General features: G+C 61.5%; 18 protein-coding genes. 10 read left to right on the top strand and 8 right to left on the bottom strand.

The window, feature by feature from the left end; translation table 11 throughout:
- Positions 1-24: 24 nt before the first annotated feature.
- The gene (locus KUV72_RS00800) at positions 25-837 is read left to right on the top strand and encodes an acyl-CoA thioesterase (protein WP_206940067.1); all 813 of its coding nucleotides are present in this window, start codon (positions 25-27) and stop codon (positions 835-837) included.
- Between the two features lie 95 nt (positions 838-932).
- Here KUV72_RS00800 and KUV72_RS00795 read toward each other — a convergent pair whose 3' ends face one another.
- Together KUV72_RS00795 and KUV72_RS00790 are read right to left on the bottom strand one after the other, a co-directional pair.
- Positions 933-1,679 carry a TerC family protein gene (locus tag KUV72_RS00795; RefSeq protein WP_222237114.1) on the bottom strand — a complete coding sequence of 249 codons (747 nt, stop codon included), beginning with the start codon at positions 1,677-1,679 and terminating at the stop codon, positions 933-935.
- Between the two features lie 332 nt (positions 1,680-2,011).
- On the bottom strand, positions 2,012-2,218 hold the full coding sequence (locus tag KUV72_RS00790) for a hypothetical protein (protein WP_206940071.1): 207 nt from the start codon (positions 2,216-2,218) through the stop codon (positions 2,012-2,014).
- A 219-nt stretch (positions 2,219-2,437) separates the two neighbouring features.
- Between KUV72_RS00790 and KUV72_RS00785 the strand changes: the two genes are divergently transcribed.
- From KUV72_RS00785 to KUV72_RS00755, 7 genes are all read left to right on the top strand, one after another.
- Positions 2,438-3,175, top strand: a complete 738-nt coding sequence (locus KUV72_RS00785; protein ID WP_206940074.1) for a Crp/Fnr family transcriptional regulator — start codon at positions 2,438-2,440, stop codon at positions 3,173-3,175.
- A gap of 235 nt (positions 3,176-3,410) precedes the next feature.
- Entirely contained in the window at positions 3,411-4,106 is a 696-nt protein-coding gene (locus tag KUV72_RS00780; protein ID WP_315857831.1) for a GntR family transcriptional regulator, read from the top strand.
- A gap of 35 nt (positions 4,107-4,141) precedes the next feature.
- On the top strand, positions 4,142-5,350 hold the full coding sequence (locus KUV72_RS00775) for a CaiB/BaiF CoA transferase family protein (RefSeq protein WP_222237112.1): 1,209 nt from the start codon (positions 4,142-4,144) through the stop codon (positions 5,348-5,350).
- A gap of 111 nt (positions 5,351-5,461) precedes the next feature.
- A complete protein-coding gene (locus KUV72_RS00770) occupies positions 5,462-6,754 on the top strand; it encodes a TRAP transporter large permease (protein ID WP_222237111.1) in 1,293 nt (430 codons plus the stop codon).
- A gap of 87 nt (positions 6,755-6,841) precedes the next feature.
- Positions 6,842-7,888: a TRAP transporter substrate-binding protein gene (locus tag KUV72_RS00765; RefSeq protein WP_222237110.1), complete on the top strand. Its 1,047-nt coding sequence runs from the start codon at positions 6,842-6,844 to the stop codon at positions 7,886-7,888.
- Positions 7,889-7,922: 34 nt separating this feature from the next.
- Positions 7,923-8,498 (top strand): TRAP transporter small permease, encoded by a 576-nt coding sequence (locus tag KUV72_RS00760; RefSeq protein WP_222237109.1) that lies wholly within the window; start codon positions 7,923-7,925, stop codon positions 8,496-8,498.
- On the top strand, positions 8,495-9,457 hold the full coding sequence (locus KUV72_RS00755) for a hydroxymethylglutaryl-CoA lyase (protein WP_261317275.1): 963 nt from the start codon (positions 8,495-8,497) through the stop codon (positions 9,455-9,457). The genes KUV72_RS00760 and KUV72_RS00755 overlap by 4 nt, the downstream gene beginning before the upstream one ends.
- Here KUV72_RS00755 and KUV72_RS00750 read toward each other — a convergent pair.
- The 4 genes from KUV72_RS00750 to KUV72_RS00735 form a co-directional block, all read right to left on the bottom strand.
- The gene (locus KUV72_RS00750; protein WP_222237108.1) at positions 9,450-10,391 is read right to left on the bottom strand and encodes a CorA family divalent cation transporter; all 942 of its coding nucleotides are present in this window, start codon (positions 10,389-10,391) and stop codon (positions 9,450-9,452) included. The genes KUV72_RS00755 and KUV72_RS00750 overlap by 8 nt on opposite strands.
- A gap of 52 nt (positions 10,392-10,443) precedes the next feature.
- Positions 10,444-13,545: an EAL domain-containing protein gene (locus tag KUV72_RS00745; protein WP_222237107.1), complete on the bottom strand. Its 3,102-nt coding sequence runs from the start codon at positions 13,543-13,545 to the stop codon at positions 10,444-10,446.
- Positions 13,546-13,822: 277 nt separating this feature from the next.
- The gene (locus KUV72_RS00740; protein ID WP_222237106.1) at positions 13,823-15,661 is read right to left on the bottom strand and encodes an ABC transporter ATP-binding protein; all 1,839 of its coding nucleotides are present in this window, start codon (positions 15,659-15,661) and stop codon (positions 13,823-13,825) included.
- Between the two features lie 83 nt (positions 15,662-15,744).
- The gene (locus KUV72_RS00735; protein ID WP_222237105.1) at positions 15,745-16,929 is read right to left on the bottom strand and encodes a M24 family metallopeptidase; all 1,185 of its coding nucleotides are present in this window, start codon (positions 16,927-16,929) and stop codon (positions 15,745-15,747) included.
- Positions 16,930-17,105: 176 nt separating this feature from the next.
- Between KUV72_RS00735 and KUV72_RS00730 the strand changes: the two genes are divergently transcribed.
- Positions 17,106-17,825 carry a YebC/PmpR family DNA-binding transcriptional regulator gene (locus KUV72_RS00730; protein ID WP_222237104.1) on the top strand — a complete coding sequence of 240 codons (720 nt, stop codon included), beginning with the start codon at positions 17,106-17,108 and terminating at the stop codon, positions 17,823-17,825.
- A gap of 169 nt (positions 17,826-17,994) precedes the next feature.
- Positions 17,995-19,092, top strand: a complete 1,098-nt coding sequence (locus KUV72_RS00725; RefSeq protein WP_222237103.1) for a GGDEF domain-containing protein — start codon at positions 17,995-17,997, stop codon at positions 19,090-19,092.
- A 101-nt stretch (positions 19,093-19,193) separates the two neighbouring features.
- Here the strand turns inward: KUV72_RS00725 and KUV72_RS00720 are convergent, their stop codons facing one another.
- Together KUV72_RS00720 and KUV72_RS00715 are read right to left on the bottom strand one after the other, a co-directional pair.
- Complete coding sequence (locus KUV72_RS00720; RefSeq protein WP_222237102.1) at positions 19,194-20,006, bottom strand: META domain-containing protein; 813 nt, start codon at positions 20,004-20,006, stop codon at positions 19,194-19,196.
- Positions 20,007-20,121: 115 nt separating this feature from the next.
- Positions 20,122-21,843 (bottom strand): GGDEF domain-containing protein, encoded by a 1,722-nt coding sequence (locus KUV72_RS00715; RefSeq protein ID WP_222237101.1) that lies wholly within the window; start codon positions 21,841-21,843, stop codon positions 20,122-20,124.
- Between the last annotated feature and the right edge of the window lie 70 nt (positions 21,844-21,913).

Here is a 21,913-nt window from a genome sequence, read left to right as displayed (position 1 = left end):
TGCCGGCTCATGGAGGATACGCGAATGTCCGACGCCTTGAAGGGCCTGGTTGACCTGCTGGGCCTGGAAATGCTGGAGGAGAACCTGTTCAGGGGCCGTAGCCAGGATCTGGGACTGCCTCAGCTGTTTGGTGGACAGGTGCTTGGGCAAGCCCTGTCCGCGGCTACTCAGACGGTCGATCCTGAGCGCCAAGTGCACTCGTTGCACGGTTACTTCCTGCGCCCGGGTGACGCATCCATGCCAGTGGTCTACCAGGTCGATCGCGTGCGCGACGGCGGCAGCTTCACCACTCGTCGCATCACCGCTATTCAGAAAGGGCGTCCCATTTTCTTCTGCAGTGCGTCCTTCCACGGCCGTGAAGACGGCTTCAGCCACCAGGCCAGCATGCCCAGCCTCGATATCAGCGAACCGGACGCCAGCGATGCGATACTAAGGTTCCCCGGTCATCCCATCGAGTTTCGCCACGTCGAGGACAGCGCTGAGCCGGGACAGCCTGCGCGCAAGCGACTGTGGTTCCGCCTGCGTGGCGAGCTTCCCGATGACGCCGCCCTTCACCGCTACCTGTTGGCGTACAGCTCGGACTTCAATCTGCTGACCACGTCGCTGGTTCCACACGGTATTCGCTTTGGCGATCCTTCACTGCAGATCGCCAGTCTCGATCACTCGCTCTGGTTCCATCAGGACGTCGTCGTCAACGATTGGCTATTGTACGACATGGACAGCCCTTGGGCAGGAGGAGCGCGAGGCCTCGCCCGCGGCAGCATCTACAACCGCAAGGGCGAGCTGGTGGCCTCCAGTGCCCAGGAAGGTCTGACACGGCTGCGCCAGGGGTCCTAGCGCCCACTCAGCACGAACAGCAAGGCGCTTGCTGTTCGTGCGAGCCAGCGGCGGCTGAGCATGTCGACGCCTGTACCCGGCCTCTCGCTGCGGGGTCAGCCGTCGGAAGGAACGTCCTTCTGGTCTGACCGCTGGTTCCTTGCGCGGATCTTGAGATTGAGCATCTCGACGGTGACCGAGAAGGCCATGGCGAAGTAAATGTAGCCTTTTGGAATATGGAAGCCGAGTCCCTCGGCCACCAACATGACGCCGATCAGAATGAGAAAGCTCAGTGCCAGCATCTTGATCGTCGGGTGACGATCAACAAACTCCCCTATGCCTTTGGCGGCCACCATCATCACACCCACGGCCGCCACTATCGCAATGACCATGACCGGAACATGGTCGACCATGCCCACTGCGGTGATGACGGAGTCCAGCGAAAACACAATGTCGATCACGGCAATCTGCGCCAGCACTGCCACCATGCTGGACGCCGCGACCTTGGTCGCGGAAGTGTCGCCGGCACCTTCCACCGCCGCATGAATCTCGTGAGTGCTCTTTGCCAGCAGGAACAGCCCACCCAGCAACAGCACCAGATCACGCCCCGATATCTCCACGTCCAGTATCGTGAACAGTGGTGCCGTCAGGCTCATCACCCAAGCCAGCGATAGCAAAAGCGCAATGCGTGCCCCCATCGCCAGTCCCAGCCCCAGCATCCTGGCGCGCTGGCGCTGATGCTCCGGCAGGCGTCCCACCAGTATCGAAATGAAGATGATATTGTCGATGCCGAGCACGATTTCCAGCGCCGTCAACGTGCCCAGCGCAATCCATGCCTCGGGTGATGCCACCCAGTCGAACATGCCTTCCCTCCCGCCAGAACAGAGCCCAATGAGAAGGCAAGACGCCTTCCCGAGCACTATCAGCCACCTTCCGATTCAGCACAAGATGGTGAAGAAAAGAAGCCTAGGGAAGGAGAATGAGGGAACGAGGAAGCGGGAATCAGAGCGAGGGAATGAGGATGAGGAAATGAGAGTGAGTGAAGAAAGATAGTGCGCGCTGGATCCTGGCCAACGAAGCCTCTCTAAAGACATCGCCACCTCGCCGGCACTGGCCGACGAGGGAGACCTAACGCTTGGATGCACGAGCGTGCCGCAACGGCACGTCAGGGCTTCGCCCCAACCTCAAAAGAGCATTACGTGAGGCGATCAAGGATGGTGCACGAGCACTCATGCTCGCCTACGTCGTCGATCAACACGCGATAGCGGGGTAAGGGATCCTGGTGGTCGTCCGGGCTAAGGCCTGATGTATCAATGATGTCTGCCGTATTGCCGGACACGAGCTGGTCATCTGCGACCATCACGAGCTCGCGACGGATCCGCAGGGTGTCGCCGATATGCATGATGCTTTCCTTTCGGTGGAGAGTGGGAGGAAGCTCCCTCGCCCACGGGATGCCCGACACCGCCGTTCAAGGCAGTGTCGAGCGCAGACCGGGTGATGCTGAGGGAATCCCTACGACAGCTCGTCCATCCTGCGCCCACGACTACCGCCCCGACATAACCTGGGTTAACGTAAGCGCAGGATTCATCTGCGTCATGATCACACCTCAAGGAGCCTTGCCGTGCCGTCCAAGGACAGCTGCATCGTCAGACACTTCCGTCATTACCGCAGCTTGAGCGAGCATGACCAACAATTGGTGGAAGCACTGGAAAAGTCCCCGCTGGATGTGACCGCGGGCTCGCAACTCTGGGAAGAGAGAGATCCCGCCAACGACTTCCTGACGCTGAGCGAAGGCTGGGCCTACTCCTATCGGCAGCTGGAAGATGGATCGCGCCAGATTCTCGAGGTTTACCTTCCCGGGGACGTGATCGGGCTAAGGGAGTACGCCTTTCATCAGCGCCTGACCGGCGTGCGCATGATCGAGGATGGAGTGGTCTGCCGCTTTCCCCACGACCGACTCGACGACATCTTTCGCCAGTCACCCAATCTGACCGCCATCCTGTTCGCCATGGCCAGCCGACAGCAGGTGCTGCTGACGGAACGCCTGGTCAACCTGTCGCGCCGCAGCGCTCGTCAGAAGCTCGCCCACTTCATCATGGAAATGTATGAACGCCTGGCCAAGACCGCAGGACGACAACAGGACCATGCACTGCGCCTGCCCCTGTCGCAGGAAATGCTGGCCGATGTGCTGGGCTTGAGCCCGGTTCACGTCAGCCGCACCTTTACTGCTCTGGACGAGGAAGGCCTTATCCATCGCAGCAGACATCGCCTGCTGCTGCCGGATCCGGCCGCCCTGGCTGACGCCGGACAGTTCGACAAGCGCTACCTGGCCGACAGCCTGTTCGCCGCGCATCGTTGACGCAGGTCGCTGACCGCGGTGGGGCCTGATCATCAGCGCCCCCTCGCTGCGGCTATCTTGTGCTGCCCTGCTTGCCCCTATTTGCCCCTACCTGTCCGCCCACGCCTTCGGCTCGTCCTCGCCCGTTCCTGCCCATAGTTGACGCAGGTTGCATGCAATTTCGTTCCAAAGTCTAACTTCAGACGCTGATGTTAGCCGCTACTCTTGGAATTGCATGCAATGTGAGAGAAGCGCCGTGACGTCTACCGACCACAGCACCGCCACGCCCGGCCCCACGGCCACTGCCCAGGTCCATGAGGCCATCAAGCAGCGAATTCTCGACGGGACCTATCGTCCCCTCCAGTTCGTCCGCGAGGCGGCGGTAGCCAGAGAGCTGGCGGTCAGTCGCACCCCAGTCAGAGAGGCGCTGCGCGAACTGGTGTCTGAAGGCTGGCTCGAGGCGATTCCCCATCAGGGCGCCAGGGTCAGCGAATGGACCGCAGACGATGCCCGGGAGGTCTTCGAGCTGCGCCTGGTCCTGGAGCCCATGGCCGTTGGCCTGGCGGCCAGGCGCATGGATCCCGCGACCATGACCCAACTGAAGGACCTGGCAACTCGCATGGAAGCGCTGACGGAGGGACCACTCGGCGGCGCGGAGCACAGTGAGCTTGCCTCGCTCAATCACTGCTTTCATCGGCTGTTGATTCAGGCCAGCGGCAATCAGCGACTGGCCCAGATGCTCGAGAGTGTCGTGCGAACCTCGATCATCCGCCGCAACTTCGCGAGCTACGACCGCGAGGCCCTGCATCGCAGCATGCAGCATCACCGGGAAATGCTGACCGCCATCGCGGCAAACAATGCCGCCTGGGCCGAGAACGTGATGCGAGCCCACCTGCTCGCCGCCCGCGAATTGCATACCACTATCGTCACGTCGCCTGACACGGCCAGGTAACGCGCCCCATTGAACCTCTACCTACGGACTCCGCCATGAAAGACCTCATCGCCAACCTGCCTCTCGATGACCTGAAGGTGCTGGAACTAGGACAGTTGATTGCCGGCCCGACCTGCGGCCAGATCCTGGCCGACTTCGGCGCCCAGGTGGTCAAGATCGAGCCACCGGGCAAGGGTGACGCCATGCGCCAATGGGGCCAGACCGACGCCAACGGCGAGCCGCTGTGGTGGAACGTGATCGCGCGCAACAAGCAGTCGCTCACGCTGGACCTGCGCAAGCCCGAAGGTCAGGCCCTGCTCAAGCGCCTGGCGGCAGAGGCCGACGTGCTGATCGAGAACTTCCGTCCAGGCACCATGGAGCGCTGGGGGCTCGACTACAACAGCCTGTCTGCGGATAACCCTGGGTTGATCATGGTGCGGGTCACCGGCTTCGGTCAGGATGGCCCCTACGCCTCACGGGCAGGGTTTGCCGCTGTCTGCGAGGCCATGGGCGGACTGCGTTACATCAGCGGTTATCCCGATCGTCCGCCGGTCCGGGTAGGCATCTCGCTGGGGGACACCCTGGCCGGCGTCCAGGGCGCCATGGGCGCGCTGCTCGCCCTTCACCAGCGCGAGCGCAGCGGGCAGGGCCAGGTGGTGGACAGCGCCATCTTCGAAGCGGTGATGGCGATGATGGAAAGCTTGATACCCGATTACGCCAGGGCCGGTAAGATTCGCGAACGCGCCGGCAGCTTCCTGCCCAAGATTGCGCCGTCCAACGCCTACCCCGCCAGGGATGGACGTGACGTCATCATCGGCGCCAATCAGGACACCGTCTTCCGCAGGCTGTGCCAGGCCATGGGCCAGCCAGGACTGGCAGACCACCCCGACTACGTCGACCATCGTGCCAGAGGCGACAACCAGCAGGCCATCGATGCGCTGATCGCCGGTTGGACGTCCCGCCACGATGCCCAGCACATCGTCGACCTGCTGGCCGAGGCAGGTGTGCCCGCCGGTCTAGTGTATACCGCCAAGGACATGCTGGAGGACCAGCACATCCGTGAGCGCGGCTCCATCGTCGACGTGCCTGACCGCAACGGCCAACCGCTGCCCATGCAGAATGTCTTTCCTCGTCTGTCGGCGACTCCTGGCCAGGTCCGCCATGTTGGTCCCGCCCTGGGCGAGCACACCGACACCATACTGGGAGATTGGCTGTCGATGGCGTCAGGCGATATCGACCAGCTGCGTAGAGACGGGGTCATCTGAGGGAGCGCTGACGTCATCAGCCGAGCGGCGCAGGCATTTGTGCCGCGTTTCCCTAAGCCGCAGCTGCTCGTCAGTGCCGGCAACAGGCTACAACAACAACGAGGCCTCTGAATGGAACCCATCATCGTGCTGGCGCTGCTGATTGCGCTGATTGCCTTTGGCATCCCGATCTTTCTTTCACTCGGGCTTGCTGGCCTCGCGGGCCTCTATATGGCCCGCGGCTCCATGGCGTTCTTCTTCGCCCCTTCATCACTGTTTGGTCAGCTCAATGCGTTCGAGCTGATTGCCTTGCCCCTGTTCATCCTCATGGGCAACCTGCTGGGGGCAACGCCGGTAGGCAGCCATCTGTTCCGCGCGGCCCTGGCGTGGCTGCATTGGCTCAGGGGCAGCCTGGCCATTTCATCGGTGGGCGCTTCTGCGGTCTTCGGTGCCGTGTCGGGAGTCAGTCTGGCGGGAGTGGCAGCGGTCGGCTCCATCGCCGTGCCCCAGATGCTCGAACGTGGCTACAGCCGTTCGTTAGCGGCTGGAGCGGTCGTCAGCGCTGGCGCCCTGGCCATGCTGATTCCACCGAGCGTTCCCTTCATCATCTATGGCGCCGTGGCCAGCGTGTCGGTCGCCGACCTGTTCATTGGCGGCATCGTGCCTGGCGTCGTACTGGCGCTGGCCCTGTCACTCTTCATCTTTGTGCGGGTAAGCCTCAGGCCTGCAGAGGCGCCCGCCGTCGAGAAGCGCTTCAGCTGGCGAGAGCGCTGGCACAGTCTCGCCCATATCTGGCATGCCGCATTGCTTGTGCTGGTCGTGCTGGGGTCGATCTACTCGGGATTGGCGACCCCCAGCGAAGCCGCGGGGATTGGTGCCTTTGGGGCCCTGCTCATCGCTGCGCTGGTGTTCCGCTGCCTGTCCTGGGCCTCCTTCGCCAGGATTCTCGCCAGTACGGCACGCATCAGTGGCGCCATTCTGCTGATTATCGGCTGCGCCAAGATCTTCGGCGACTATCTCAACATGGTCCGCGTGCCACAGCTTTTGACCGAGTCACTGACGGTGTCTGGTCTGCCTGACTGGGCGATCATGCTGGCCATCATGCTGCTGCTGATCCTGCTCGGCATGATTGTCGATGCGGTGTCCCTGATCGTGGTGACCACCCCTGTGCTGCTGCCGCTGATCCAGGCCATGGGCTATGACCCGCTGTGGTTCGGCATCGTCATGGTGCTGAACCTGGAGATTGCGGTCATCACACCGCCGGTGGGTCTCAATCTTTACGCGCTCAGAGGCGTCTGCCCCGAGCTATCCGTCGAGGAAATCATCAAGAGTGCGCTGCCCTTTGTCGCGGTGCAGTTCATCGTGCTGATGCTGTTCGTCATGTTTCCCAGCATCAGCCTATGGCTACCCGGCCTGATGCACTGACCAGACAAGCCTCAACCAACACTTCTGCCCAAGAGCCAAGCAACCGCTGAAGCAACGACAACGACAACGATAAGAGGACACGTTCCCATGACACTGACTCGCCGCCAACTGCTGAAGACCACCGCACTCGCCGGAGCCGGTACCGCACTGCTGGGGCCCCAGGCGCTCATGACACGACGCGCCCAGGCCGCCACGACCTTCACCGGGGTCACCTATCTGCCACCGTCCTACAAGGCCTTGACCTACGGGTCGGCAGGATTCGTTGACTACCTGCGCAACAACGGGGGCGACGTCCTGGAGGTGGACTTCTATGATTCGGGCCAGCTGCTCAAGGCCGATGAGCAGCTTCCCGCACTGCGCTCGCGCACGATCGATTTCATGTTTCATACCACCTCCTACATCACCCGTTCTCTCCCCATTCTTGGCATCACGGGCTTGCCCGGCGTCGTCGGTGAGCTGTACCGACATCCGGAGCGCCTTCGCCTTGGCAGCCCGCTGTTCGAGCTGATCAACGAACAGCTGGCGAAGGAGAATCTCTACATGCTGTCCTCGGGCGGCGGGATTCTCGAGCCGGAATACATCTGGAGCACCCAGCAGCACGCAGTGCGTCAGCTAGACGATATTCGTGGCAAGAAGGTGCGCGTCGTCAGTTTCGAGGCCACCTCAGCGCTGGAGGCCTACGATATCGGCGCCGTGCGAATTCCCTCTTCAGAGACGTATATGGCCTTGCAGCGCGGCACCGTGGATGCGGGGGTCTTCAACATTTCGACCATCATCGGGCGCAGCCTTCAGGAGCAGGTCGACGTGTGCTACCAGCTCCCCATCACCGGCTTTTCGGTCGCCCCTTTCATGCTGCGAGATCGCTGGGACGCGCTGGATAACGACAGCCGGAACCTGCTGACTGACGCCGCACGGTGGTACGACGACAACTTCATCCACCACTGCAATGACGACATTTACCCCAATGACTACTGGCCCCAGGTGCGCGCCGAGAACGTCGAGGTCATCGCGCCCACCGAGGAGGACCTGGCGGCCTTCAACGAAACCACCCACAAGGTCTGGGATCACTGGAAAGGCGAGGTGGGTGAAGACATCGGAGAACGCGCCATTCAGCTGGCGCTGGGACAGTCGTGAGCACCTGGGGTCATCGGAAGGAGAACGACAACACATGAACACATTTGCTCTGACATTGGTTCGTCTGGGCTGGGACAGGGTACTCACCTTGCTGCGGGCGGCATCCATGCTGGTGCTGGTCTTCATGATGGGGTCCATCTGCTACGACACCCTGATGCGCTACGCCTTCGCCGCCCCCACTCACTGGAGCCTGGAGATCAACTCCTTCCTGCTGGTCTATCTGGCCGTCATGGGCGCCGCCGAAGCCCAGCGCTTCGATGCCCACATACGCATCACCTTCTTCAAGGACAAGCTGCCCCAGGCGGTTCGCCGCTGGCTGGAGGTCCTTACGGGTCTTGCAGGCGTCATCTTCTGCGCCATTCTTGCCTGGCGTGGTGGGTTGATGGCGTATCAAGCCTTCGAATACGGCGAGCGGGTGTCAAGCTCTCTCGGCACGCCCATGGTACTGCCCTACGCCTTGCTCCCCATCGGCTTCACTGCGCTGGGGCTGCAGTTTCTAATCGACACGCTGGCCAGCATGGGTCGCGGCGGACCACTGCCGCCTCCCGATCAACCGGTCGCTGACCAGCCATCCCCTTCTGCCCTTGAACACCCTGGAGAATCGTCATGACTGCTACACCCGCCGCTGTCGAACTGGTCGAAGTCGCGCCCCGCGATGGCTTCCAATCGATTGCCGAACCCTTGCCCACCGAGCGCAAGATTCAGGTGATCCAGGCGCTGCTCGATGCCGGCATCACGCGCATGGAAATCGGCTCCTTCGTGAGTCCTCGCGCCATTCCTCAGATGGCAGATACCAGCGAATTGATTCACGCCTTCGCACATCGCAAGGACGTGCGCTTCTCCGCCCTGGTGCCCAACCTCAAGGGCGCGGAACTGGCCCTGGCCCATGACCTGGATGAACTGGTCTACGTGGTGTCGGTGTCAGAGGCGCACAACCTCAACAACGTGCGCCAAACGGTGGAGCAATCCCTTGAAGGGCTTTCCCGGGTGGTCGAGGCGCTGCGAGCCAAGGGCAATACCACGCTGCGCCTGGGTCTGGGCACCTGCTTCGACTGCCCCTTCGACGGCACGATCCGCTGGCAACAGGTAGATGACGTGCTGGAGCGGGCGTTAGCAATCATTGGCGATGTGCCGCTGGAGGTCGCGCTGTGTGACACCACAGGGCGGGCATCGCCCTACCAGGTAGCGGACCACTTCACCCGGCTGACGGAACGTCACCGCTCCTCGACGCTGGCCTGGGCCTTCCATGGCCACGATACCTTTGGCATGGGCGTTGCCAACGCGCTGGCCGCGGTGGCTCAGGGCGCCACCGCACTGGACGCGGCCAGCGGTGGGCTGGGTGGCTGTCCTTTCGCCCCTGGAGCCACCGGCAACACCGCCAGTGAGGATCTGGTCTATGCCCTTCAGGGCGGCGGTCTGGTCAGCGACATTGATCTGCCGCGCCTGCTGCACGCCGCCGACTTGATCGCCGCCCTGCCAGGGGGCAAGACAGAAAGCCACCTGCGGCGTGTCCCGCGGGATACCCTGAACAGGCCAGCCTCAGCCCCGGCTAGCCCATCGACTAGATAAAGCGCCAGCGCTTGAGCACGACCATCTCGACCGCGACAAGCACAACCATGAAGATGCAGAACAGCGCGAAGGCCAGCGGGCTATCGACACCGGGCATGCCGCCAATATTGACCCCAAGCAGCCCGGTGAGAAAGCTGATGGGCAGGAACACGCCGGAGATGATCGAGAGCAGGTAGGTGTTGCGATTGACCTTCTCCGTGTGCTGGTGAGCCTGGTACTGCTGCACCATCCCCACATGCTCGAGATAGAAATCCACCGACTCGTTGATGCGCTGAATGGTGTCTCGTCCATTGGCCAGGTCAAAGCGATCGTCACTCAACAATGGCGGCAAGTTGTCGATCATGGCCTCCAGGGCATAACGCTGGGGCTTGAGGAATCGTCTCAGCTTGATCAGGCGTTTGTTGAGCGCCATCAGCACACTATTGTCGGTCTCGCGTGCTTCTTCCTGTGACGCGATGATGGCATCGAAGGGTTCGACAAAATCTTCGATCCGCTGGTGCAGCTTCTCGATGATCTCCACCACCACCGCTCCTAGATCATCCGGGCCGGTGTCCTGTTCCAGGTCATGGCGAATGTCGGCGATGGCACGCGAGGGCAATTTGCGGGTCGAGATCAGCACCCCGTTGTAGTGCAGGATGCGAATACTGAGCATGTCATCCGGCTGCTCGCCTGCGTTGAGGTTGACGCCCCGCAAGATCAACAGAAAGTTGCCATCGCCCAGTGACTCAAAGCGTGGTCGTGTGTCCTCGGCCAGGACACCGTCAATTGCGGACTCCGGGATACCGGCCTGTTCCAGCCGGTGATACGTCTCCTCGACATCCCGCTGAAAGTGGTACCAGGCGCCCACTTCGAGGGGGCCTGGTGCGGGCTCAGGCAGCTGGCGCCGCCCATGGGTGAACGACCAGGCATCGATAAAGAATGGCGCTGTCATCATGGCTCCATCATGGTTCAACACAACACCGGCGATAGGGCTGGCGATAGAACGGCTACAACACGGTAAGGCTCAGCTCCGATATGCGCGCTGGCTGGCCGTAGAGGTAGCCCTGGAAACGATGGCAGCCATGCTGAATCAACCAGTCACGTTGCTCAAGGGTTTCCACCCCCTCGGCGATCACATCGAGCCCGAGACTGCGCGCCAGGGCAATGGTACTGGCCACGATGGCCGAGCTGGTGGCATTGTCGAGGACATCGCGAACGAACGACTGATCTACCTTCAGTTCGTCCAAGGGCAGGCGTTTCAGGTAGGCCAGCGATGAGTAACCGGTGCCAAAGTCATCCAGCGCAAAGGTCACCCCCAGTGCCTTGAGCTGTCTCATGGTGCGCTCGACGCCGTCACGGTCCCCGACAAACAGTGTCTCGGTCACTTCGAACTTGAGCCGCTCGGCAGGCGCCTTGGTACGGGCCAGGATGTCGCTGACCCTGGCCACAAAGCCCGGATCCTGAAACTGCCTGGGGCTGACATTGACCGACACGCTGGGACACGGCGTCTTCTTTGCTGCATCGGAGCCCGTTGTTCTCGCACCTTGCGTGACTGCCGCGCTCGTTGTCTCCCCTGGCTCTGTTCCCGCTGGCTGCGCCGCGATATCGCCCTGAGCCTGTTGCCAGGACACCAGAGTCAAGCAGGCCTGTTCGATCACCCAGAGTCCGAGCTCCTGAATCAATGGGCGTTCCTCGGCCAGGGGAATGAACTCGGCAGGGGGCACCATCCCACGCTCAGGGTGCTGCCACCTCAACAGCGCTTCGACTCCAGTCAAGCGGTCGTATTCGTCGACTTGCTTTTGATAGGCCAGATAGAGCTCTCCACGATCGATCGCTCCGACCAGATCTTCGTAGAGCTGGGCGCGTTGCTGCATTCGCTGCTGCATGCCCGGGTCGAAGAAGCACACTGGCGTCACGGCGCGCGACTTGGCGTGGAAAAGTGCCATATCTGCCTGCTGCATCTGACGCTCTTTGGACACCTCATCACGGAACGGACTGATGCCAACACGGGCGGTGAGGGTCATGGGTCGCCCCTCGATCCACATCGGCGTTTCCAGCGTCGATAGCAGCTTGCTGGCGATGACCTCAGACAGGCGGGTAGCGGTTTCCAGCTCGGCCCCCAGGTGGCTCGCCACCACGATAAACTCATCCGCGCTGAAACGAGCCAGCGTATCGCTTTCCCGCAGTACCGCCTTGAAGCGCTTGGCGGCCTCGCGTAGCAGTGCATCACCACCACGATGCCCGAGGATATCGTTGACCTGCTTGAAGTTATCAAGATCGACAATCAGCAGAGCACCGTAGTGATTTTCGCGACGACTTAATGCCAATGCCTCTTCCAGGCGATCGAGCAGCAAGCGTCGATTCGCAAGGCCAGTAAGAGGGTCAAAAAAGGCCAGCTTGTGAATCTCCTCTTCGGCGGCCTTGTGTTCGGTGATGTCGCTAAGGGTCGCCACGTAGTTGCGCACACACCCCTGCTCGTCATGCACACTACTGATGGTCAGCCACTGCGGGTAGATCTCACCGCTCTTGCGGCGGTTCCATATCTCCCCCTGCCACACCCCGTGCTCTCTTATCTGACACCACATTTCACGATAAAAATGCGCGTCATGTCGCCCAGAGCGCAGAATGCCGGGACGCTGACCTCTCATTTCGCTCTCGGTGTATCCGGTGATCTCGGTGAACGTCTGATTGACGTTGAGAATCACGCCAGCTGCATCCGTGATCATCATTCCCAGGTGGGTCTCGAAGGCCACCGCGGCAATGCTCATGCGTGCTTGCAACATGCGATCCTGAGTGACATCACGCACCACCATCAAGGTCCCATCATGGACCCCAGTGTCACTGAACAGCGGACTGATCAACGCGCTGAACTCATGGCGCTCGCCATTAAGGCTCAAGCTATAATCAAGCCGATGGGCCTCGCCGCTGTCGATCTTCGATGCAAGAGTACTCCGCAGTCGTGCCGCAATGTCCTCAGGTAGAACGTCCGTGTAATGGCGTCCGATCAGCTGCTCGACAGGAGCCATCAACAGCCCTTCATCACCGGCATGGACGAAGGTGAAGACCCCTCTTCCATCCAACACCATCACCACATCCTGCATGGACTTGATCAACGCCTGTAGGCGATTTTCTCGCCGATGTGACGCCTGCTCTGCCCGCTGACGCTCGACCACCTCCCCGCGCAGCTCGGCCTGGACACGCCACTGTGCCAACATATGGCGCAACAGCCATCCACCGCTCAGAGCCAAGAGAGCGGCCAACGCCAGCAGCGACCACAGCCGCTGATACCAACCTGCCAACACCTCATCGGTCGTTTGCCCCACCACCAGCCATAGCGGCATCCCGTTGACCCGGCGAGCCAAAAAGAAGCGTGCCTGGCCATCCAGATGAGATACTTCACGGAAGCGCAGTGTGTCAGGGGTGTTCGCCGTCAACAGCGGTGCTTCCACCCGGGGAACCACCTCACCTGTCGCCAGCGCCACATGGGGTACGCGAACCAGCAGACGCGAGGCGCTATCCACCAGTGCAATGCTTTCACCATCCACCAGCCCCAGGCCTGCGATCAGTTCGGCCAACGGCTGCGGATCCACCAGCGCCAGGGCCACGTGTTGCGATGAGGTCGGTGAGACACCGCGCTGCGCTACGGTCACCCGGAAACCATCGGCACGCGCTGTCCGGTGCAAGGGGGAGATCAAGGTGTCTCCAGGGGCCAGCGCTGCCAGGTGTTGATGAAAGCTATCGAGGGGAAGCCACCCATTGGCCAGCGCCGACTCTTGAGGTAAGGACAGCGGAGCCATCATCAGGCTATCGACCAAGGATAATTGCGCAGCCCGCTCGGCCAGCAAGGCATCTCGAGAGTAGCCTGCATCCACACCGTCGAGGGCATCGTCGAGGGTGAGAATTCCAGATAGCGTGCTGGACACCGTGTCGAAGGCGCCACTGACAAGGGCTTCTACCACACTCACGCGCGCCAGCAGACGCTGGTCCGTCCGTTCGAGCTCGCTTTGGTATTGCGCTCGCAAGGAACCGGCCAGCGTCACCACCAACACCATCAGAGCAACAACATAAATCGCGACGGCAAGACGCCGCCGCTGCCCTTGGGGCGACATTGGTCGGGACTCAGGCTTAGCGTGGCCTTCTGCTGTAGCGCGCCTGCCTGTCACCGACGCCACCAGTGGGCTTCACCCCGTCCGCCAGAGCGCTCATGACGTTGTCGGTGCAGGCCATGAGCACTGTCAGAAGCCTTCATGGGATAGGTCATCTCCGCTGGCGGTTGAAATAGCTGTCCAGTATCACACGAATGGTAGCCAAGACGTTGACTTGGCGCACATATAGCGAAGTTATCAGCTAAGAAAATGCAGGAAAACCGCCAAAGCACAACGAGGACTACTCCCCCAAAAACCCTCCGACCTGGCGTTGCCACAGCGAGGCGTATAGCCCGTCCTGGGCCAGCAAGCTGTGATGATCTCCCATCTCGACAATGCGCCCCCTGTCGATCACCACGAGTCGATCCAGCATCGCGATGGTGGACAGGCGATGCGCAATCGCGATGACCGTCTTGCCCTCCATCAAGGTATAGAGCTGTTCCTGAATCGCCGACTCCACCTCTGAATCCAACGCGGATGTGGCCTCGTCCAGCACCAGGATGGGAGCATCCTTCAACAGCACCCGGGCGATCGCAATCCGCTGACGCTGGCCGCCAGACAGCGTCACACCACGCTCTCCCACTTGCGCATCGAGCCCACGCCGTCCCTGCGGATCGACCAGTTCATCAAGGAACTCATGCACATGCGCCTGACGCAAGGCCTGCCACAGGCGCTCCTCACTACATGGCTGGCTGCCATACAGCACGTTTTCTCGCAACGACCGATGCAGTAGCGAGGTGTCCTGGGTCACCATGCCGATCTGCTGTCGCAGTGACGACTGACTGACGCCGGCGATGTCCTGATCATCCACCAGGATCCGTCCGTCCTGGACATCGTGAAACCGCAATAGCAGCGATGCCAGCGTCGACTTGCCCGCACCAGAACGACCGATGATGCCAACTCTCTCACCCGGGGCAATCTGCAGCTCGAAGCCATCGAATACCTTGCGTCCAGGCAACTGCCCCCGCGCATAGCCAAAGGTGATGTGGTCGAACACGATCTTGCCTCGAGACACCACAAGCCGGGGTGCGCCAGGCCGGTCTTGCACCTCAGGGACCTTCGACAGGGTGTTGATGCCGTCCTGCACGGTACCGATGTTCTCGAATAGACCTGCCACCTCCCACAGAATCCAATCCGACATGGAGCGCACTCGCATGACCAGGCCAATGGCGACGGCGGTCACTCCGAGTGATACCCACTCGTGGTACCAGGCCAGCACCACCAGCGAGGCCATGGCCACCAGCAGCATGGTGTTAAGCACCGTCAGCGCTACCGACAGTCCCGTCGCCAACCGCATCTGCCGATGTACGGTGCCCATGAAGCCATCCATGGCCTCCCGGGCGTAGGCCTGTTCGGCGCCGTCATCGGCAAACAGCTTGATGGTCTGGATGTTGCTGTAGCTGTCCACGACCCGCCCCGTCATCACCGCTCGCGCGTCGGCCTGGGCCATCGACACCCGACGCAACCGCGGAATGAACCAGCGCATCAATCCCAGGTAGCCTCCCAACCACACCAGCAGCGGCACCATCAGCCAGGGCTCTGCGCTGCCCAGCACCACCAGTGCGCCGGTAAAATAGACCAGCACATACACCAGCATATCGAGCAGCTTGGTCACCGTCTCACGCATGGCCAGGGCGGTCTGCATGACCTTCTGGGACACCCGTCCCGCGAACTCGTCATGAAAGAACGATAGGCTCTGGTTCAACATCAAGCGGTGAGATAGCCAGCGCCCCAGCATTGGATAGTTGCCGAAAATGCCTTGATGGGTGATCAGAGACAGCACCAGTACCAGCAGCGGCAACCCCACCAACACCGCCACCCCCAACCCCACCAGCGGCATCAGGTGGGTATCGACAAAGCGGGTTCGATCCGCCTCGGCCAGCCAGTCCACCAGCTCGCCCATGGCGGTAAAGAACACCACCTCGGCGGCGGATACGAGGGCGGTGACCAGCGCCATGGACAGCAGCAGCCCGGCGAAGGGACGCGAGTAGTGCAGGATAAAGGGCCAAAGCTGGGGCGTCGGCACCGATTCGGGCTGATCCGGGTAGGGATCGACCAGCCGTTCAAAGAAACTCAGCATGTCGTGCTCTCAAGCGCATTGGCGCGCCAGTCTAGCGCTGAATGTGGTGCATCGGCACCCATGTCCCCAGCTGCAGGCCAGGCCTACCGCTGGACCAATGCCATGTCGTGATTCGTCAGGCGCACCGCCCCTCGCTCGGTAACACGCACGGTGTTGCTCAAACCGATACCGAACTGCCCGGGAACACGCAGGCACAGGGGCAAGTGAAAGACCATGTTGCGCTCGAATCGAGTCGTCTGGCCCGGGGCGAGGTAACCGGTTCCCTCCACCCAACTAGGCGGAAACTGGGCCCCGACCGAGTATCCGTAGACCCCGGAATGAAAGAAGCTGTCGCGCTGCGGCGCCAGCAGCTGATCGGCCACGTTGGCGGCTTCCTCGAACCGGCGTCCTGGCACCATGGCCTTGCACAGCTCGGACTCCATGACGGCACAGAGCTCGGCTGCGCGCTGCATCTCGTCGGTGACGCTACCGATCACCACGGTGCGCATAACAGGGGCGGTATAGCGGCGCCAGACCGCGCCAAACTCCAGAAAGACCACATCCCCCCGGTGAACGGGATGACGCTGATGATTAACATGGATCGTGCCACTGCGCGGGCCGGTGGTCACAATAGGCGCCAGGCTGAAAAACTCGCTGCCAGCCTCCAGCATGGCCTGGGCGCCAGCGGCGGCGATGTGATTGTCGCTGACGCCCGGCTCGACCGCCTCAATGGCTCGTTCCAGTCCCTCGGTTGTCATCGCGGCGCTGCGCACGAGACAATCGATCTCGGCGTCGCTCTTGACCAATCTCAGTGCGGCCATCAAGGGTCCTGCTGCGTGCTGGAAACGATCACCTCCCAAGCGTCCCTGAAGGTGCTGCATCACGCTGTGTCGAAGACCAGGGCTGTTGCCATCCACCCCGATGGCGCGACACTCTGAAAGTACCTGCGCCAGCGGGTCGATGATCTCCTCGGGCGCCTCCCAGCGATAGCCGACAATCTCGTCGACCCGCGCGGTCACCACGGCGGGCCCGGTTTCGATCGAGGCCACCTGCAACAAGGTACGCCGAGCCGTGACCACCAGCGCGGCATGTACCGACACTTCAAAGGTGTGGTACCCGCACAGATAGAAGATGTCCGATGGCTGACACAGCAGCAGCGCATCCAGTCCCTGACGCTGCATCGCATCGCGGGTCCGGGCCAGCCGTCGATCAAACTCTTCAGCAGCAAAGGGAAGCTCGACACCGGCCAGGCGTGACGTCAACGCATGGCGATAGGCAAGATGATCCATAAGCGCTCTCCTTGGTCAGTATCCCCAGTGTAGACAGCTCATGCCTTATGCTTGGGCGACCCGGGCCGTTCACTCACCAGGGCAATAAGCCCTCTCGGCGGGAAATAAGGCTTCTCGCCAGGGGGCAGACTCTCGTAGAATTCTTTGTTCGTGTTGTCACGTCACAGGAATACGCAATGGGTAGGGCCTTTCAGAACCGCAAGGAATCCATGGCCAAGACGGCCGCCGCCAAGACCAAGGTCTACAGCAAGTATGGGCGCGAGATCTACGTCTGCGCCAAGGCTGGGGGGCCTGACCCCACCGCCAACTTGTCGCTGCGCAGCCTGCTGGACCGCGCCAAGAAAGATCAGGTACCCGGCCACGTCATCGAGCGCGCCCTCGAGAAGGCCTCCGGAGTGGGTGGTGAGGACTACTCCAGTGCGCGCTACGAAGGCTTCGGCCCCGGCAATGCCATGGTCATTGTCGAGTGCCTGACCGATAACCCCAACCGCACCTTCGGCGACGTGCGCGCCTGCTTTACCAAGACCAAAAGCAAGATCGGCACTCCCGGCAGCGTCAGCCACATGTTTGACCATCTGGCGATCCTGTCCTACGCCGGCGAAGACGAAGAAGCAGCGCTGGAAGCCCTGATGGAAGCTGACGTGGACGTCACTGACATCGAGAACGAAAACGGCTTGATCACCGTCTTCGCTCCGCCGACCGAATACGCCAAGGCTCGCCAGGCACTGCGCGATACCGTGGGCGCAGCAGAGTTTGAGGTGGACGAGATCCAGTTCCTGCCCCAGGCGACAACCCCGCTGGAAGGGGACGACGTGGCCCTGTTCGAGAAGCTTCTCGACATGCTCAACGATCTCGACGACGTACAGAACGTGTATCACAGCGCTGAATTGGCGTGAGTGCGTAGCACTATTCATCTACCGGAACTGCTACATTGGAGGTAGCAACCTGTAGCCGGGTGTCCGGCGGGAGCCTGCTTCCAGGCACGCTCTTCGCCCCACCCTGATGGTCAAGCACGTCGTCTAACGAGACGTCGAGACTCCCCTTACCGAATGCGAGCTCCCGTGCATGGACCGACACTCGATTCTCGCCCAGACGGTACTCCAGCGCCCTGCCTCCATCCGGCATCGACGCCTGCGCAAGCACTTGCTGACGCGCTGGGCCAGCCTGATGGGGGCTGGCGTTCACTTCCTGTTTATTCCGCTGTTCTGGTGGCTGGGCTATCCCGCGCTGGCACTGACTAACATCGTCAGCGTCGGCATGTGGCTAGGCGCCTATCTGGCCAACGAGCGAGGCGAACAGGATCGCGCTGTCTATCTGATCATCGCGGAGGCCTATTGCCACGCCATCATCGCCACGCTTTTGCTCGGTACCACAGCGGGCTTCCACTTCTACCTGCTGACCCTGGCCTGTTGGGCCGCGGTCACCCACTCGGTGAAGTGGGTATCGCTGCTGCTGGGGCTGATGGGGATGGTCATCTTCATCTTCCTCGAATTTCCGATCGCCCAGCTGTTTCCGGTCGAGCAGGCACCGCCCTTCCCGCTGATTCTGGCGACGCTGAATCTGGCGGTCGCGCTGTTCACCATGATCGGCTTTGCCATGCTGGCAAGACACGTCTACGAAACTCAGGAAGAGAGCCTGACCAGCATGGCCACCCGAGACGCACTGACCGGTCTTCACAACCGCCGCTACGCGGGGGAATACCTGCGTCAGCTGGCCAGTGACCGCAGGGAGGGCAAGGGCATCCCCTACAGTCTTGCCTTGATCGACATCGACCACTTCAAACTGATCAATGACAAGCATGGTCATCGTGTGGGCGATCAGTGCCTGATCCAGCTGTCGGACCTGCTGTTGCGTCATTTTCGACGCTCCGACGTGCTATGCCGCTGGGGAGGAGAAGAATTCCTGCTGATCTTCCCCGGCGCTGACCTTGGCGAAATACTGCCGGTACTGGAGAGCTTTAGAAAGCGGCTACACAGCTTGCCGATCATGCACAATGGAGATGTGATCTCGCTCACGGTCAGCGCTGGGGTGACCAGCCATTCTCCCGGCATCAACTACGATGCGCTGATCAACCATGCGGACAGGCTGCTGTACCGTGCCAAGGCCGAAGGCCGAGATCGCATCGTCAGCGACCGTGCAGACGTCAGCACGACGACTGCCTGATAGCGCCTTGACGGGGCTGAGCTGAGCCGGGCCAGCCTAAGTCAAGCTAGCCCAGCCCAGTTCACATCAGCCCAGGCCAGTTCACGTCCGTTCAGGCCAGCTCAGGTCAGATGCACGACCTCGAAGCGCGCCAGGGTCGCGCCCTGGTCTCCCAGCAGAAACAGCTCGTCACCCAGGATTCGAAAGCCACTAGTCGCTTGCAGCGCTTCCAGCAACTCCTGTTCCTGGATCATCGTCTGTCGAGCGCAGACCATTTTCGTCGTACCGAGCGGCGATAGCGCCAACGAGTCCGCTTCTACCTGGTAGCGGCCCATCAAGCGGTTGCAGCCGGTAAAGCCGGCGACGCGCCCCTCCTTTTCATGCAATACAAGATGCGTTTCACCGGTCAGCGGCGACTTGCCCGCCAGTTCGACCAGCTTCCAGTAGCGCCCTTCCAGCGGCTCCGACAGCACGGTCTCCAGTCGCTCCAGGCGAGCTCCCTGTTCACCCGCTTGATCCCCCTGGCCAAGCCAGACGCCATTGGCGCCCATTCGCCACTCATCAAACGGCTGAGGGACTGCCCCCATCAGTGCCAGACGACTCGCCTGAAGCTCATAGTCGCCGCGGTAGCGGCGGTCAGGCTGTTCCCCCGGCCCCAGGTGACGCTCCTTTAGCAGGAAGTGGCCAGCACCATCCAGTGACAGCTCGAGCCGTATGCCACGACAGTCATCGCAGGGCAGCTCTCCCAGGTAGGTGGCCGGCAGCGCCAGTGGCGCCAGTCCCTCTGACGGCTCTTTCGTATCGTTGTCTCGCTTGTCCATTGCCGCACTCGCTCCACCCGATACCAGCAGCACCATCGACAGGACCGCCGCTACCACCAGCAGAAACACAGCGCCGGCCGCTGTTGGCCGAGGTAACACAGAGACATCTTTCATGCCGGTTCCTTGGATTATTGAACAACGTGACACCCGCTAGCTTCGACCCGCACCACCACCAGGGTTCCCTGAAAAGAATGGCCTAGTGCGACAGGTCATGGGGAAGGCGGTATGTTCAGGGCGTGTCGCCGGCACTGACCGCAGACGCATTGAGTACCACGCGGTCGCGCCCGGCGTACTTGCCACGGTACAGCGCCTGATCCGCACGTCGCAGCAGGTCACTTGCCGACTCGCCCCGCTGGCGTCGCGCCACTCCCAGGGTGCAGGTCAACAGCACCGACTCGCCGCTATGCAGCAGCAGCGGTGTCGAGGCCAACCCATGGCGGATTCGCTCGGCCACTTCCATTGCCTGGTGCTCATCACGCTCCTTGAGCAGGATGACAAATTCTTCACCACCGTAGCGGCAGACAGGGTCAACATCACGCACCACGTCCTCTATTACCGTTCCCAGGTGCTGCAAGGCGCGGTCCCCCTCGGCATGCCCCCAGCCATCATTGAAGCGTTTAAAATTATCGATATCCAACATGATCAGTGACAGCGGGTGCTCACTCGCCTCGGCCTGAGCAATGGCTGCGGGGAGTGCTTCATCGAGATAGCGCCGGTTGTGAACGCCGGTCAGCCCGTCCAGATAGCTCATGCCATGCAGCCGCGCCTTCTCTTCCAGCAAAGTTTCGCGCTCGTGCTGCAGCAAGCTGATGCGATCGGCCAGGGCCAACGACAGCAAGATGGCTTCAAGCCCGGAACCCATTTGAAAACCGTGTAACGTCCAGACGTTATGGGGAATGATCCCATAGGTGACCAGCAGTAATAGCGAGACCCCCACCACCAGCACCGACCACGCCATCAGCAGCCACTGGGCTGGGCGAAACCCTCGCCACAGGCCCCGTAGTGATGACACCAGAAAGGCCGCCAGTACCAGTGTTCCCAGTACCGAGTAGATCACCACCGTCAAGAAGCTGGGCAGAAGCCAGGCCACCGCTATCGCCACACACAACGGCCAGCACAACCAACGCATCAGCCTGTCCACCCAAGGGTCTTGATAGGGCGTGCGCAAGAAGCGACGACAAAACTGGATACCAAAAATACTGATCACCGACAGGGAGGACAGCAGCAGCGCCTCGTTGAGGCGAGCACCCATAGGCGGAAAGAGCATCATCAGCAGGCCATTCTGGCTCAGGAAGTAAAGCCCGGACCCACTGAGAAACCCTAGGTACCACAGATAATTACTGTCGCGCAGACTGAACAGCAAGAGGCTATTGTAGGCAGCGAGTCCGGCAATCAGGCCGAAGTACAGCCCCTGGCCCAACAGCAGCTGACGCCAGTGATGATGCAGCTGAGCGTCATCGAGCACGGTAAGGTCAAAGCGGATCGCCTGATTGGTCACCACCTTGAGCAAGTACTCGCTCACTCCGTCAGGCAGCACAAACTGCGGGAGCGCTGCCGCAATACCCTGACTGTCGGCGAAATGCACCGCCCTACGAACGGGACGGCAATCGTTCGCGATGCATCTAAACAACTCGATGCCCTGGACCAAGGGGTTCGAGAACACCAGGCGCTGGCCCGCCTGCACATTGTGAATGACGACGCGCATCCACACGGGATGCGCCCTGAGGCCGAGGCTCACCTGCTCTTCCAGCCGGCGTTGCACCATGCTCTCTGAGCTGCTCGACGGCGGCGGCAGCTCATCGGTGTGGTCGAGCACCCACATGGTGACATTGGGCGGTGGCCGCGATGCTTCACTCGCCAGCTCCCAGGCCAGTGATACCACTGCCACCAGCAGTACCAGCCATAGTCGCCTATCCCTGCCAATTGCCGCTCCTGCCCCCCAAGACTGCATCGCAGCACTCCCCGTGACCCCGGTTCAGTGTAGCCAGTTTCCGCTGGCGCTCAGCCGCCTAAGGCCGCAA

It is taken from the genome of Halomonas sp. DP4Y7-1 (assembly GCF_019800705.1).
GTDB classification, from domain to species: domain Bacteria; phylum Pseudomonadota; class Gammaproteobacteria; order Pseudomonadales; family Halomonadaceae; genus Halomonas; species Halomonas litopenaei_A.
The sequence above is the reverse complement of the archived record's forward strand: the minus strand, read 5'-3'. Positions and strand labels throughout refer to the sequence as shown.